This is a genomic window from Mycobacterium kyogaense (assembly GCF_036946525.1).
In the GTDB taxonomy this organism is placed as follows: domain Bacteria; phylum Actinomycetota; class Actinomycetes; order Mycobacteriales; family Mycobacteriaceae; genus Mycobacterium; species Mycobacterium kyogaense_A.
The window spans coordinates 80,066-94,396 of record NZ_JAQIIY010000003.1 but is presented as its reverse complement, the minus strand read 5'-3'; the positions used below and the strand labels follow the sequence as shown (position 1 = coordinate 94,396).

Sequence of the window (14,331 nt, the reverse complement as noted above, 5' to 3'; positions counted from 1 at the left end):
CAGCGACACAGGAGGACCGCGATGGACACCTCAGAGGAGGACCGACAACTCGGCGAGTTGGGCTACACCCAGAAGCTGAGCCGATCGGTAGGTGGTGTCTCGTCGTTCTTCCTCGGGTTCTCCGTCATCAGCGCCACCACGGCGGTGTTCTCCGGGTTCGGATTCGGACTCAACACCGCCGGGCCGGCGTTCGTGTGGACCTTTCCCCTCGCGGTCGCCGTCTTCTTCGTATGGGCGCTGATCGCCGCCGACCTGGTGGTCAAACTGCCCCTCGCCGGATACGCGTACCAATGGACCAGCCGTCTGGTCAGCCCTCACCTGGGGTGGTTCACCGGTTTTGCGGGGGCTGTGGGGTTCATCAGCGGATTCACCGGCGTCGCGTTCGTGATGGCGGGGTACATCGGCAGCCTTCTCGGCATCGAGATGAGCACGCCCGCGCAGATTTTCACCTCTATCGCTGTCGTGCTGCTGTGCGTGCTGATCAATGTCTACGGCGTGCGGCTCGCCACGATGCTCAACAACATCGGCGTCGCTCTGGAACTGGTCGTGACAGTCGGCGCGACGGCCTTCATCGCCATCGTCGCGTTCTTCGTCTCCGATGAACACCAGGGCATCGAGTTCCTCTTCACCGCCGGCCCCGCAGGAGAATACAGCTCGCCCTACGTGATCGTGTGGCTGACGGCCAGCCTCGGATGCATCTTCGGACTGCTCGGCGTCGAGGCGGCCGCCGACGTCGCGGAGGAGACCAAGAACGCGCGCCGCACGATTCCGCGCACGATGTTCCTCGCCCTGGGGGTGGCCTCGACCATCGAGTTCTTCATGTACATCGTCTTCCTCCTCGTCATCAAAGACCCAGAAGCGCTGTCCGACAGCGCGTCTCCGATCACCGATCTGTTCGCCCAGCAGGTGTCACCGTGGTTCTCAAAGCTGGTCATCGCGTTGGCACTGACGAACATTCTCGTGTGCGTGCTCGCGAGCATGCTCGTCGCGACACGACTGGTGTATGCGCTGGGGCGGGACAACATGCTGCCCGGTTCGCGGTTGCTGCGGCGAGTCTCCGCGACGCACAAGGTGCCGACGAATGCAGTGTGGGCGACGGGGCTCGTCTCGCTCGCGCTGCTGCTGTCGGCGCTCGCGAACGAACAGACCTTCTCCTACATCATCGGCATGTCAGCCCTCGGATTCTTCGCGGTGTACCTGCTCACGACATCGGGACTCATCGTCGCCAACGCGCGTCAGCGGATACCCCAGGGTGTCACGGGGGTCTTCGACCTCGGCCGGATGCGATTGCCGGTGTACGTCCTCGGCTTGGTGGTGTTCGGATCGGTGATGTCGGCGCTGCTGTTCCTCCCCGACTTCCGAGCCAACGCAATCGTGTTCGTGGTGACGATGGGACTGGCCGGCATCTGGTGGCTCACCCCACTGAGAGCACGCATCGCGCGGTCAGACGCCGGGCCCGAGTACGCCCTCGCAACTGCCGAACGGCGAGACTCGACGGCAGCGATGCCCTGACAGCCACACCGAACCACCGTCGAGACCAAGGCCCACATCGGGTCTTGGTCTCGACGCGTTTCCCGACGTCCAGCGACTCCTGGCCATAGCGAAAACCTTTGATAAGCCTCGGAAATCACCGTCTGGTCGCATGGATTCCGAGTGCCTACCGTGAGGTCATGCGTTACTCGACTCCTCTCCTCAACCGCGTACAGGGCAAGTACCGGCACCTCAAACGACCTCTCGTCGACGCTCCCGCCGCGCAGCGCGACCCGGCTGTGATCGACACGGTGACAACCATGCTGCGCGACATCGATGCCCGGGGCCTCGACGCTGTCCGCGACTTCAGCCGGGCGCTCGACCACGACGACCGGGATGATCTCGAACTGTCGGCGCGCCAGGTCTCAGCAAGCGGCGACCGTCTGCCGCGGGGCCTCAGAGAGGCCATCGAGCTCGGCTCGCAGCGCACCCGATCGTTCGCGCGCGAACAACGTTCGCATCTGGTCGGATTCGAGACCGAGCTGTGCCCGGGACTGGTGACGGGAGTCCGCTACGTCCCAGTGGCGCGCGTGGGCGCCTACCTGCCCGCGGGCCGCTTCCCTCTGACCGCATCGGCATTCATGACGGTAGGTGTGGCGAAGGTGGCGGGCGTGTCGACCGTTGTCGCGTGCACACCGCCACAACCCGACGGCAGCGCCAACGACGCAGTCGTCTACGCCGCGCATCTTTCCGGCGTCGACCGCGTCTTCGTCCTCGGGGGTGTGCAAGCTCTGGCGGCCATGGCGTTCGGCCTCCTCGGCGAGCTCCCCGTCGACATGCTCGTGGGCGCGGGCAACGCCTACGTCGCCGAGGCCAAGCGGCAGCTCTTCGGCACGGTGGCAATCGACCTGCTGGCCGGTCCGTCAGAGGTGGCCGTGCTGTCCGACGAGACCGCCGACCCAGAGATGGTCGCCGCAGATCTGCTGGGGCAGGCCGAGCACGGCACGAATTCGCCTGCAGCCCTCGTCACCACATCGGAGCACCACGGCCGAGAGGTGATCGCCGCGGTGGAACGTCAGCTTGAGAGCCTGTCGACCGAGCCGATCGCCGGCCCCGCCTGGCGAGACTTCGGCGTGGTGACGGTCGCCGACGACCGCGAGACCGCCGCACTATTGATGGACGATCTCGCACCGGAGCACCTGGAGGTCATCACCGCCGACGACGGTTGGTATCACGACCGGTTACAGAACTACGGATCGATCTTCCTCGGTCCGTGGAGCACAGTCGCTTACTCCGACAAGGGTATGGCGGGCACCAACCACGTACTGCCGACGGCCGGCGGCGCCAAACACAGCGCCGGACTCTCGGTATCGCGCTACCTCAAGCCGCTGACGTATCAGCGGGTCACCCGGGAGGCGACGCCTGAGGTGGCCAACGCCGTCCAGGTCATCTCCGATTCCGAGGGAATGGCGGCCCACAGCGCCACCGCGACGCGACGTCTGGCCCTTTACGCCGACACCGTGAGAGCGGAGTAGGAGGATGGCTGACATGGAGCAGACTCTGGTCGTCGGTGCCGTTCAGATGGCACCCGTGTTCCTCGACCGCGCGGCGACTCTCGAGAAGGTCGAGCGATACATCGACGAGGCCGGTGAGAGCGGATGCCGTCTGGTCGCTTTCGGCGAAACAGTCGTGCCCGGCTACCCGTTCTGGCTCGGGCGCACCGATGGGGCGAAGTTCAATTCCGACCTGCAACGCGACATTCACTCGCTCTACCTCAAGGAAGCCGTGCAGATCGAGGCCGGCCATCTCGACGGCGTACGCCAGGCCGCCCGGCGCAATGGCACGACAGTCGTGCTCGGTGTCGCGGAGCGGCCCGCCGATCGCGGCGGCCACAGCATCTACTGCTCGGCCGTCACCATCGACGCGGGCGGCGACATCGCCTCGGTGCACCGAAAGCTCACCCCCACCTATGAAGAGCGCTTGAGCTGGGCGAACGGCGACGGCCACGGCCTGGTGACACATGACCTGGCACCGTTCACCCTGGGTTCCCTGAACTGCTGGGAGAACTGGATGCCGTTGTCGCGCACGGCGCTGTACTCCCAGGGTGAAGATCTACACGTCGCCCTGTGGCCCGGCGACGTCTCTGACACCGCCGACATCACCCGATTCATCGCCCTCGAGTCACGGTCCTACATGGTCTCCGTCTCCGGAGTGCTTCGCCGCGAGCACATTCCGGACTTCATGCCTGGTGCCGACATGATGCGCGCGGCGAGCGATGAACAGATCAGCAGTGGAGGAACGTGCATCGCCGCTCCCGACGGGAGCTGGGTCGTCGCGCCGACCGCCGACACCGAGGGCTTGACGGTTGCGACGCTGGATCACGACCAGGTCCGCCGCGAGCGCCAGAACTTCGATCCCGCAGGGCATTACGGCCGCCCGGACGTGACCAGGCTCATCGTCGACCGCCGACGGCAGACCCTCACGACCTTCACTGACTGACCACGTGTCGGCGCCGCCGCACCATGGCGGAGACCGCGACGTAGACCGGTACACACGCCCACACCACCGCCAGTGACAGGCTGAGCCCGAGCGGATAGTCGCGGTCGAGAACAGTGGAGTTGTCGGGTTTGGCGCCCGGTGTGTCGAAGACCGGAACGGCGAGCAGGACTAGGGTGACCGAGCACGTCGCGGCGACGGCGACCGCCGGCCACCAGCGTCGCCCGAGCCAGCGGCGCCCTGTGTAGCCCAGCGCCGCGGTGACCGGAGCGAAAACGAAGTCATGGATCACCACGCCGACAGCAATCCATACCGCGATGCGGATGAGGGCGGTGGTGTTCAGATCCACGAGCAGCCACGCTCCGTAAGCCACGCTGACGAGCCCGGCCGCCACGAGGCCCGCCCGCAGTGCTCTCGTCACAGCTGTCGCCGCTTCTTCCTTCCCGCTCATCAGCCGACCACCTCGAGTCGAGTCAGCCACTTCGTCTGCAAGACGCCGGGTCTCGTGGGCGCGATGAGCCGGCAGGGATACCCGTGATCGAGGTCGAGTTGCTGTCCGTTGAGCTGCAGGGCGATCAGCGTGGCCGAGTCACGGGTGTGCCGCGCGGGCAGAGTGGTGCGCGAGTAGGGGCCCGGGGGTTCAAGCGAGATCATCCGAACGTCGGAGTCCGGCGAGCCACCCACTGTCGCAATGAGATCGGCGAGCACGATCCCGGTCCACTCCGCGTTGACGCTCCATCCCTCGACGCAGGCGATCGGCAACTCGCGGGTCGACTGCGGCATGGCGCGCAGTTCGGCCAGCGAAAAGCTACGCGACGCGCTCGGACCAATGACCGTCAACCGGTAATCCGGCGATCGGGCCGCCCGTGAGACACCGGCTGCGAGCGCGGTTCGGTTGACGGGAACACCCTGCGGGCCATCCCCAGAGCGAGGGGCGAGCACAGAAAGTCGCTTCAGCCACGGCACCGTCTGACCGGCGGTCGCCACAGTCGCGAGCGCGGTGGCCGCGGCCGCGCCGATCAGAACGTTGCGGCGGTTCGGCCCGACGGAGCCGCCGCCGGCGACGTCCGCAGCATCGAGCGGCTCGCCCAATGCGCGTCGGATCACCGGCAGCTTGACGCCGACGTGCACCACAATGGCCCCCAGGGCGACCCAGGCCATCGCGAAATGCGCTGGAGGGAAGAAGAATCCGAAGACATACCACTGTGCGATGTTCAGCAGTCCCGTGCTGAGCTGGAAGATCATCGAGCCGACGAGCACGAGGATGGACAGTCGCTCGAGCTGGCGGGTCAGACCTCCGATCACGGGGCGGGCGAAGAGCTTGGGCCACACCGACCACAGCTTGACCACCAGCGAGGGGATCGCCGCGATTCCACTGATCACGTGCAGCCCCTGGGTGATGCGGTAGAGCCCCACCGGCCGCGTCGGCCACCAGAACCACGGCTGTGGATGCTGCACGAGGTGGCTGATCAATCCCGTCGCCATACACACTGTGACGGCCACCCCGAGCCACACCCCGACGCGGACGGTCACCGCCGTACTGCGGGCGCTGGAGAAGCCCCGCGCATCCGGCTGCACTGGGGCGCTGGTGTCTGAAGACATGTCGTTTCCCACTTTCGCCGCCGACCTGCAGAAGAGCCGGCACCAGACTGAACTGTACTATCCGATACAGTCAATGTACTCTGTAGTACAGAATCTCGTGATCAGCACTACAGGGAGGCTGTCGTGAGGGTGACACCGACGACGGACCGCGGTCGCGCGACCGTGACGCGTGTTCTCGATGCGGCGTGTGATCTCTTCGGCACCAAAGGCGTTCGATCGACGACCTTGGACGAGATCGGCGCGGCGGCGGGCGTCGGGCGCAGTCAGCTCTACCATTTCTTCGTCGACAAGGCCGACCTCGTCGCCGAAGTCGTTGCCTGCCAGGTCGACCGCGTCGTCGGCGAGCTGTCACCGACTCTCGAGTCGATGTCGACAGCGGCAGACGTGCAGGCCTGGTGCGACGATGTCGTCGCCTTTCACGCCGCATCTGAACCGTCGATTCGCTGCCCGATCGGGTCTCTGGTCCACCAACTCGATGACACAGACGTCGCCGCACGGCGCGCGCTGGTGTCTGGCTTCGCACGGTGGGAACAGCTACTGGCGGCTGGACTCCAACGCGTGGCCGACCAGGGCGGTCTGACCGAGAGCTCGAACGCCGACACTCTTGCCTCAGCCCTGCTCGCGGCCTACCAGGGCGGCGTGCTGCTTGCGGGCGCCAGCGGCGAGGTGGCTCCGTTGCGACGCGCTCTCCACGGTGTCACCTCCGCGGCACTTTCCAGCCCCCCGCCACCGGACAGAAGAACAGGAAGGCAGAAGACCGCGGGAAACGTGTTTGGAGGCAATCCGTGAGTGAGATCGAGCACTTCGATGCGGTGGTGATAGGCGGTGGCCCCGGCGGCGTCACCGCAGCTCTCCGTCTGACAAGCCACGGGCTCGCCGTCGCCCTGGTCGAGGATCGATTGGTCGGTGGCGAATGTCATTACTGGGCATGCAATCCCACGAAGACTCTCATCCGACCGATCGAGATTCTCGAACTCGCGAAGGCCGTGCCCGGCGTGCGTGAGGTGCTGGCAAGCCAGACCGTGGATGTGGAAGCGGTCTTTCGTAAGCGGGACGCCGTCATCGACCACCTCGTGGATCGGGACATCGTTGCCGGCCTGAGGGAAGCCGGCATCGACGTGATTCGCGGTCGAGGCCGTCTGGACGGCGACCGCACGGTGGTGGTGAGCGACAACACCGAGCACGAGCGGCGGCTTCACGCCGAGCACGCCGTCATTCTCGCCACCGGGACACGACCCTTCATCCCTGACATCGACGGACTGGCCTCTGCTGCACCGTGGACCAATCGCGAGCTCGCGACGATGACGCGCGTCCCCTCCAGAACCGTCGTCCTCGGAGGCGGAGTCGTGGGCGTGGAAAGCGCGACCATCCTCTCCGGGCTCGGGAGCGAGGTCACCCTGGTGGCTCGTGGCTCGAACCTACTGCGGGGCTCCGAACCCTTCGTCGGCGAGCGTGTTGCGCACGCGCTGAAGGAACGCGGCGTCGACGTCCGCTGCGACACATCGGTGACATCGGTTGCCCGGAGCAACTCCGGCCGTGTCACGGTCGGCACCACCGACTCGCATCTCGAAGCGGACAAAATCCTTGTCGCGACCGGACGTTCGGTCAACACCGGGAACATGGGCCTGGAGACCGTGGGCCTTCGGAACGACGAGTTCGTCGCTGTCGACGATCACCTGACGGCTCTCGGTGTCGACGGTGACTGGCTGTATGCGATCGGGGACACGACAGGTCGTGCGCTTCTCTCGCATCTGTCGCAGTATCACGCCGGCATCGTGGCCGATGTCGTGGCCAGCCGTGCGCGGGGTGTCTCGCTGGACGCCTCAGGTTTGTCCGCACGGGACACCGGCCACCTGCCGCAGATCGTTTTCACCGACCCCCAGGTGGTGGAAGTCGGATACACCGAAGCCGACGCGCGCGCAGCAGGATTCGAGGTCACCACCCGACACGCGACCTACCCTGGTGGACTCGGGGAGCTCCTGATTCTGCGTGACGGCTTCGAAGCCGAGGCGAAGCTGGTGATCGACGCCGAGCGCGACACGCTTCTCGGCGCCACCTTCGTCGGACCGAATGTGGCCGACTTGGTCCACGGGGCGACCGTCGCCGTGGTCGGCGAGGTTCCGCTGTCAGTGCTGCGGCACGTCGTGGCTCCCCATCCCTCGCTGAGCCAGGTCTGGAACCCACTCCTCGTCGGCTGATCGCGCGCCGCCACCCGTACTGGTGATCTCACCGCCGAGCAAGCAGCTCCTCGTACGCCAGTCGCCCACGCGTGAACGTCACCGCGTCGCCGCCTCGGTCGGGGTGGTGACGGGATGCATAGCGCCGCCAGGCGCGGTTCAGTTCAGCCTCGGTATGAACCTCATCGAGCCCGAGTACCGACAGCGGATCACTCGGCGGCGCAGGCAGTTCTGGCACTTTCATCCGTGGCGGCGCGTCCGCGTTCTCGGAGTGCGACGCCGCAAACCCATGGGTTGACTTCTTGCCCGGTGCTTTCTTTCCGGGCGCCTTCTTGCCCGGCGCTTTCTTCGCCGCAGCCTTCTTGCCCGGCATCTTCTTCGCCGCGGCCTTCTTGCCCGGCGCTTTCTTGCCCGGCACTTTCTTGGCCGGCGCCTTCTTCGCCGCAGCTTTCTTCGCCGCAGCTTTCTTCGCCGGCGCCTTCTTGCTAGGAGCCTTCTTGCCCGGCACCTTTTTCGCGGGCACGTTCCCACCACGCCCGACCAACTCGCCCATCGGCTGCTCCTTCACATGTGGGACCGACGGTACCGGCGACGGCTGAAGTCAGCCTGAAGACTGTGCCTGCGCTCGAATCGCTTCGGCACCGCATACGGCGCCTCGTGCTGGGGGAAGTGACCGACACCGTCGAGATCTACGAACACTATCGACGGCGCCTCGGCGACCTCATCGCCAGCCACTTCGATCGCCTGGGTATCAGCTCCGACCTCAGCCCCTACGAGTTCGGCGTCTCGCAGATCGCCCTGTCCCACGGACTGGCGCTCCAACGAGCTGCCAATGGTTCCCTCGACTCAAGCCTGCCCGCCCGCGCGCTCGCCATGTTCATCCGAGGGGCCATCGCCGCATCCTCCGGCCCCCGGTAAGCCCGCGTGTCCACCGATCGGTGGACACCGCACTCCCCCGCCACTCCAGCCGATCGGCGGATGTCCCCGCAGGCTCCACCAAGGCATCGTCATCTGCAGAGCCACAACAGGTTACGACGATGACGGGGAGCCTACGATGACATCAGCCAACAACGGCAGCGGCAGGACGTGGACCGCGATCACCGATTGCTATGCAAGGGCTTTCGGCGTCATCCCGGCCTCCGCGGACCGCGCCGACGTCACCTACCCGAGTCCGAGTCGCGTCGCGGCGTCGTGCAGATCGGCACGGAACTGATCGAGGCTCGCCAGCGTGTACATGCCGTCGATGTGATCGTTGGCCCACAGGCTGTGGATCTTCTTCAGGTCCGATTTGCGCCGGTGCCAGCCGATCCCGTCGATCACCGCGAACACGAACTGGCGCGGGAGCCTCACCTCGGCCATCTCTTCGATCTCGCGCACCGCATCGGTGAGCTTGCTGCCTGTCGAGTCGAAGCCCTTCGCGGCGACGACGATCGACGCGTTGTCGGCGTCGGGCACTATCAGATCGGCCGGCGCCGTGCGCCCCTGGCGCCCCGTGAACCGCGAACGCTGCGTGTGCGGCAGACCCAGATCGACTGCTATCGCCGAGATCTCGTCCTCGATCCGGCGGCCCGACGCCTGTCCTCCTGACGCGGTCGCGCGCGGTCCTGCCCGCGCGATCAACACATCGGCGAGGGTGTAGGTCCGGTTGCGCTGGGTGCGCAGCAGCCGCACCAGATCGAACTGCTCGTCCAGCATCGCGACGAGCTCCGACGGCCGTTTCCGCGCGAGCGTGACAAATCCCGCCGTGCCGAACTCGGTGGTGACCGCAGCCTTGAGCTTCTCCTGCCCGAGCCCGACGGTCAGGCCCAACACGTGCACCAACTGCGGATTGTGCCGCGCCCACCAGGCCAGAGACGCTGCGTCGATGTCGGGCAGGTCTTCCAGGCTGGCCACGGCCTCATTGATCAGTTCGGCTTCGGGCGTGGACGCCGTTGGGTCGACGATCGCGGTCAGCCGGCCCAGCGAGGCGACATAGTCGTCGAAGGGGAGAGCACCACTCATCAGTCGCGCCCGATGAACAGATACTCACTCACGTCTCGCCGGGCGGCCGCCACATGGGTGCCGAAGCTGTATTTGTGGTCGATCGCGATCACCTCGACCGACGGCTTGACCTTGCCCAGCAGGTCTTGAATGCGCGACGCCCCGGGGATCGCATTCGACGAGTAGGACAGCACGATCGCGCCCGCGTCGGCGAAATGCTCGAACGACCGCAGGAGCGCGTCTTCGATCGTGCGCTTGTAGGCGAACGGCGTGAACCGCTTCTCCAGCTTCTTGGTCTTGGTGTTCTCCATGATCGTCATGTCACGCCAGTAGACGGACAGACCCTCGAGAAAGTGGTAGCGCTTGATGTAGTCGTTGTCGTCACTAGGAGGGGCATACGGCGGATCGAGATACACCAGATCCGGTGTGTTGTCCGGGATCTCGAAGACGTCGCCGCGGCGGGCCCGGCTGCGGACTCCGTTGCTGAACACGGTCGCGTTGTAGTCGAGCGCCCGTTCACGGAAGTGTTCGCGCAGCGACAACTTGAGGTCGCGACGCCCGTCGGCGTACTTGGTGCCGTCGGTGAACGTGAACACTCCGCGGGGCTGCTTGCGCGCCGCAGACAGGAGCAGCGCGGAGATCGCCAGATTGCGGCGGTGTCCTGTCAACGTGTCGATGTGCGACCACGCCGAATCGAGGAACCGGCGGTCCTCGGGCGTGAAGTAGAGGCCGTCGAAGGTGCTCTGGATGAAGTCGCGGTCATCGGCCGGCGGCCCGCAGATCGTGTCGATCAGATCCTGGTCGAGTCTGACCGAGGAGTTCTGCACCGTGGCCGCGGCGATGACGGCCGGGAAGTTGAGGAAGTCGTTCGACGTGACTGCGAAGCCCTGCACCTTGAGCAGATAGGAGACCACCCCGGAGCCAGAGAAAGCGTCGACGGCGGTCTCCCCGCCGATCTCGGCGAAGACCCGTTCCAGGTGCGGCAGGAGCCGATACTTCGACCCCATGTAGCGCAGTCGAGGGAAGCGCTGCGCCTTGGCGACGACGTCCGAGGACGTCAGGTTGGATGCGCGCGCCACGGACACAGATTCCCACACATCAGCCCGCTTCTCCGGCACGCTCACCGGCGCATGTTCGCTCACGCGCTGAGGTCGATCGGTTCATTCATCACAGTGCCGGTCACCCTAGAGGCGGCCTCCGACAATCACGTGCCTCGTGAACTGCCGCCGAGTGTCCGCTTATTGACGTAGCACATGGGTGACCACGTCAGAATGCGTGCATTCGGCGCACGATATGCGTCGTGCGGTCAGGAACCCAGCTGGCGATCCAGCGAGGCCACCTGGTCCTTGCCGTACTGCGTCGCGAGGTCGGCGGGCACCGGATCATTGACCGGACCGTCGAACTCCACGTCGACCGCGGCGTTGCCTCGCGTGAACATCAGCACGCCGACCGACTGTGATCCGTTCGGCGACAATCCGGTCGTCCACATCGCGCCGGGAGCGACGTCGACGGGCCCGGGTTGCGGGTTGACGACCACGCTGCCGAGGCCGTCGCGCCAGGCGTTCATCGCATCCGTGGCCGCCTGCGGCGACGACAGCACCAGGATCTTGGTCGTGATGCCGCGGGTGCCGTCGCGGTGGTTGAACACCTGCTCCACGCCCTGTTGACCGCCGGGGTCGAGGACGGGCGGCACGGCCACGTAGGCCGTGGAGTCGGTGGAAACGTTCGGGTCGACGGGCAGGGTGCCGTAATTCGGTGCGGCAGCGGCTGTTCCGAGTCCGATGGTGAGCACGGCCGCCGCAGCGGCCAGTCCCCCGAGGGAGATGGCTGGAAGTTTCATCTGTTTCTCCGCAGTGTTCGAGGGTCGTTGGGTCAGCAGACGTAGCACGCGAATCCGCGCCAGCCGTCGCGCCACGTCCAGCCGGGGCCGCAACCCATCCAGCCGGTGGACCCGTAGCAATCGAGCAGCTGCACTGTCGGACGCTCGGGGACCGGCACAGGAGCCGGGGCGGGAGCGGGGTTGGTGAGCTGTGCCGCGGTGGCGGTCGGCGCCCCCAGTAGTGAGCCGACGATCAAGGCCGAGGCCCCGACTGTCCTCGCGAGTCTGCGCATGCCTAATCCCCTCTTCAGACGAGTTGCGAACACCTGCAGAGATTACGCGTCCATTTGACGTCGCAAGCAATAAAACGCGCGCAGAGATGACCGCAGAAATGACGGCATAAATGACATGGCCCCACTGCGCGAGGGGGCTGCCAACCAAGTGGTTAGTCTGCAGGGAGTCCACCGATGGAGCAGGAGGCCGCCATGCAGCTGGCACTGACACCCGAGGAAGCCTCGTTCCGCGACGAGCTTCGCACCTTCTACCGGACGGAGATCCCCGCCGAGATCCGGGAACGCAGCCGCGCCGGCGCGGAGATCACCAAAGAGGACATCGTCACCACCCACAGGATCCTCAACGACAACGGCCTCGCCGTGCCCAGCTGGCCGGTCGAATGGGGCGGCAAGGACTGGACGCCCACCCAGCACCAGATCTGGTTGGACGAGATGCAGCTGGCATGTGTGCCGGAGCCACTGAACTTCAATGCCAAGATGGTCGGTCCGGTGATCGCCGAGTTCGGCTCGCAGGCGGTCAAGGAGCGGTTCCTGCCGCCGACGGCCGCCCTCGACATCTGGTGGTGCCAGGGCTTTTCCGAGCCAGAAGCGGGGTCTGACCTGGCCTCGCTGCGCACGACGGCGCTGCGCGACGGCGACAGCTACGTGGTCAACGGCCAGAAGACGTGGACCACGCTGGGCCAGTACGCCGACTGGATCTTCTGCCTGGTGCGCACCGATCCGAACGCGCCGAAGAAGCAGGCGGGCATCTCGTTCCTGCTGATCGACCTCGACACCCCCGGCATCACGATGCGGCCGATCAAGCTTATCGACGGCAGCGTCGAGGTGAACGAGGTCTTCTTCGAAGACGTCCGGGTGCCCGTCGAGAACCTCGTCGGCGAGGAGAACCAGGGCTGGTCGTATGCGAAGTTCCTGCTCGGCAACGAGCGCACAGGCATCGCCCAGGTCGCCCGGACGAAGGTGCGCCTCGCGGAGGTCAAGGAGCGCGCGAAAGCCAGCGGCCTGTTCGAGGACCCGCTGTTCGCCGCCCGCTTGGCCGAGGCCGAGAACGACGTGCTCGCACTGGAATTGACGCAGATGCGGGTCGCCTCGGGCTCCAAAGGCGGCAAGCCCAACCCGGCGTCGTCGGTACTGAAGCTGCGGGGCAGCCAACTGCAACAGGTCGCCACCGAACTGCTGATGGAGGTGGCGGGGTCCGACATCCTGCCCTTCGGGAGTGACACCGACATCGCGTCCCCGGAGTGGGCGCAGCACAGTGCACCGCGCTACCTCAACTACCGCAAGACCTCGATCTACGGCGGCAGCAACGAAGTGCAGCGCACCATCATCTCGTCGACCATCCTCGGACTGTAGAGACAAGGCGAACTCATGGACTTCCAGTTCAGCGAAGAACAGACCCTGCTGCGTGACACCACCCGCGAGATGCTTACGCGCGCTTACGATGTCGAGAGCCGCCTCAAGGTCCTCGACACCGACCAAGGCTGGAGCCGCGACGTGTGGGGTCAGCTCGCCGAAACCGGCGTGCTCGGACTCGGTTTCGACGAGGACGCGGGCGGTCAGCTCGAGATCCACGCGGTGCTCGTCGAAGCCGGCCGCCGGCTGGCTCCCGAACCGCTGCTGCACGCAGCCCTCGGCCCGGGTGCGGTGATCGCGGAGGTCGGCAGCGCCGAGCAGCGCGCGCTGCTCGACGAGGTCGCCGCCGGCGAGCGGCTGTTGGCGTTCGCCCACAGCGAGCCCGGCATGCGCCGGCCCACCGCGACGGTCTCCACCACCGCTGCGCGCGCCGGGGACGGCTGGACCGTCAGTGGCACCAAGAATCCGGTGCTGGCCGGTGATTGCGCCGACACCCTGGTGGTGACGGCGGCTCTGCCTGACGGTGGCACCGGGCTGTTCCTGGTCGACGCCGGCGCGGTGTCGCGCAAGCCCTACAAGACCTTCGACGGCCAGCGTGGCGCCGAGATCGATCTCGACGGTGTCGCAGCGGAGCCGCTCGGCGACGCGGTCGACGCGTCCGCCGCGGTCGAGCGCGCCCTGGTGCGGTTCTCGTCAGGTTTGTGCTCCGAGGCCCTCGGGGCGATGGAAGAGGCGTTGCGGTTGACCACCGAATACCTCACTCAGCGCAAGCAATTCGGTGTCACGCTCAGCAAGTTCCAGACACTGACCCAGCGTGCGGCAGACATGTACGTCTCGCTCGAGCTCGCCCGCAGCATGGCGCTGTACGCGGCCATGTCGATCACCGACGGCGACACCAGTCCGACGATCGCCGCACGCGCCAAGGTGCAGATCGGCCGGTCGGGTCGCCACATCGCCCAGGAAGCGATCCAGCTGCACGGCGGCATCGGCGTCACCGCGGAGTATCCGGTGGGCCACTACGCCGCCCGGCTCACCGCCATCGAGCAGACGCTCGGTTCGGCGCAGGACCACCTGCACACGCTGGTGGGCCAGCTCGGCGAGTACGAGGTCGTCACCGTCTAACTCCTGCAGGTCAGCGCTG

The 14,331-nt window shown here is 66.3% G+C and carries 15 protein-coding genes; 8 read left to right on the top strand and 7 right to left on the bottom strand.

The window, feature by feature from the left end; translation table 11 throughout:
• Positions 1-21 precede the first annotated feature (21 nt).
• The 3 genes from PGN37_RS00675 to PGN37_RS00665 all read left to right on the top strand — a co-directional run bounded on the left by PGN37_RS00675 (position 22) and on the right by PGN37_RS00665 (position 3,969).
• On the top strand, positions 22-1,512 hold the full coding sequence (locus PGN37_RS00675; RefSeq protein ID WP_335329095.1) for an APC family permease: 1,491 nt from the start codon (positions 22-24) through the stop codon (positions 1,510-1,512).
• 158 nt (positions 1,513-1,670) lie between these two features.
• Complete coding sequence (hisD, locus tag PGN37_RS00670) at positions 1,671-3,005, top strand: histidinol dehydrogenase (protein ID WP_335329094.1); 1,335 nt, start codon at positions 1,671-1,673, stop codon at positions 3,003-3,005.
• Between the two features lie 13 nt (positions 3,006-3,018).
• Complete coding sequence (locus tag PGN37_RS00665) at positions 3,019-3,969, top strand: carbon-nitrogen hydrolase family protein (RefSeq protein ID WP_335329093.1); 951 nt, start codon at positions 3,019-3,021, stop codon at positions 3,967-3,969.
• On the opposite strand, the gene PGN37_RS00660 is transcribed toward PGN37_RS00665, so the two are convergent.
• Together PGN37_RS00660 and PGN37_RS00655 are read right to left on the bottom strand one after the other, a co-directional pair.
• Positions 3,959-4,417, bottom strand: a complete 459-nt coding sequence (locus tag PGN37_RS00660; protein ID WP_335329092.1) for a hypothetical protein — start codon at positions 4,415-4,417, stop codon at positions 3,959-3,961. The two genes, PGN37_RS00665 and PGN37_RS00660, sit on opposite strands and share 11 nt — an antisense overlap.
• Positions 4,417-5,568 carry a molybdopterin-dependent oxidoreductase gene (locus PGN37_RS00655; protein ID WP_335329091.1) on the bottom strand — a complete coding sequence of 384 codons (1,152 nt, stop codon included), beginning with the start codon at positions 5,566-5,568 and terminating at the stop codon, positions 4,417-4,419. The genes PGN37_RS00660 and PGN37_RS00655 overlap by 1 nt, the downstream gene beginning before the upstream one ends.
• Positions 5,569-5,691: 123 nt before the next feature.
• On the opposite strand from PGN37_RS00655, the gene PGN37_RS00650 reads away from it, so the two are divergent.
• Complete coding sequence (locus PGN37_RS00650) at positions 5,692-6,357, top strand: TetR/AcrR family transcriptional regulator (RefSeq protein WP_335329090.1); 666 nt, start codon at positions 5,692-5,694, stop codon at positions 6,355-6,357.
• Positions 6,354-7,766, top strand: coding sequence for a dihydrolipoyl dehydrogenase family protein (locus tag PGN37_RS00645; RefSeq protein ID WP_335329089.1), 1,413 nt, complete (start codon positions 6,354-6,356; stop codon positions 7,764-7,766). The genes PGN37_RS00650 and PGN37_RS00645 overlap by 4 nt, the downstream gene beginning before the upstream one ends.
• Before the next feature lie 28 nt (positions 7,767-7,794).
• On the opposite strand, the gene PGN37_RS00640 is transcribed toward PGN37_RS00645, so the two are convergent.
• Positions 7,795-8,298, bottom strand: a complete 504-nt coding sequence (locus PGN37_RS00640; protein ID WP_335329088.1) for a J domain-containing protein — start codon at positions 8,296-8,298, stop codon at positions 7,795-7,797.
• A gap of 62 nt (positions 8,299-8,360) precedes the next feature.
• On the opposite strand from PGN37_RS00640, the gene PGN37_RS00635 reads away from it, so the two are divergent.
• Positions 8,361-8,663, top strand: coding sequence for a hypothetical protein (locus PGN37_RS00635; protein ID WP_335329087.1), 303 nt, complete (start codon positions 8,361-8,363; stop codon positions 8,661-8,663).
• Positions 8,664-8,906: 243 nt separating this feature from the next.
• On the opposite strand, the gene PGN37_RS00630 is transcribed toward PGN37_RS00635, so the two are convergent.
• The 4 genes from PGN37_RS00630 to PGN37_RS00615 form a co-directional block, all read right to left on the bottom strand.
• A complete protein-coding gene (locus tag PGN37_RS00630; protein ID WP_335329086.1) occupies positions 8,907-9,746 on the bottom strand; it encodes a hypothetical protein in 840 nt (279 codons plus the stop codon).
• Positions 9,746-10,822: a DNA adenine methylase gene (locus tag PGN37_RS00625; protein WP_335329215.1), complete on the bottom strand. Its 1,077-nt coding sequence runs from the start codon at positions 10,820-10,822 to the stop codon at positions 9,746-9,748. The genes PGN37_RS00630 and PGN37_RS00625 overlap by 1 nt, the downstream gene beginning before the upstream one ends.
• A 209-nt stretch (positions 10,823-11,031) precedes the next feature.
• On the bottom strand, positions 11,032-11,565 hold the full coding sequence (locus PGN37_RS00620; protein WP_335329085.1) for a hypothetical protein: 534 nt from the start codon (positions 11,563-11,565) through the stop codon (positions 11,032-11,034).
• 32 nt (positions 11,566-11,597) lie between these two features.
• Positions 11,598-11,837 (bottom strand): hypothetical protein, encoded by a 240-nt coding sequence (locus tag PGN37_RS00615; protein ID WP_335329084.1) that lies wholly within the window; start codon positions 11,835-11,837, stop codon positions 11,598-11,600.
• Positions 11,838-12,029: 192 nt separating this feature from the next.
• On the opposite strand from PGN37_RS00615, the gene PGN37_RS00610 reads away from it, so the two are divergent.
• Positions 12,030-13,190 carry an acyl-CoA dehydrogenase family protein gene (locus PGN37_RS00610; protein ID WP_335329214.1) on the top strand — a complete coding sequence of 387 codons (1,161 nt, stop codon included), beginning with the start codon at positions 12,030-12,032 and terminating at the stop codon, positions 13,188-13,190.
• Between the two features lie 15 nt (positions 13,191-13,205).
• Positions 13,206-14,312 (top strand): acyl-CoA dehydrogenase family protein, encoded by a 1,107-nt coding sequence (locus PGN37_RS00605; protein ID WP_335329083.1) that lies wholly within the window; start codon positions 13,206-13,208, stop codon positions 14,310-14,312.
• The last annotated feature ends 19 nt before the right edge of the window (positions 14,313-14,331 follow it).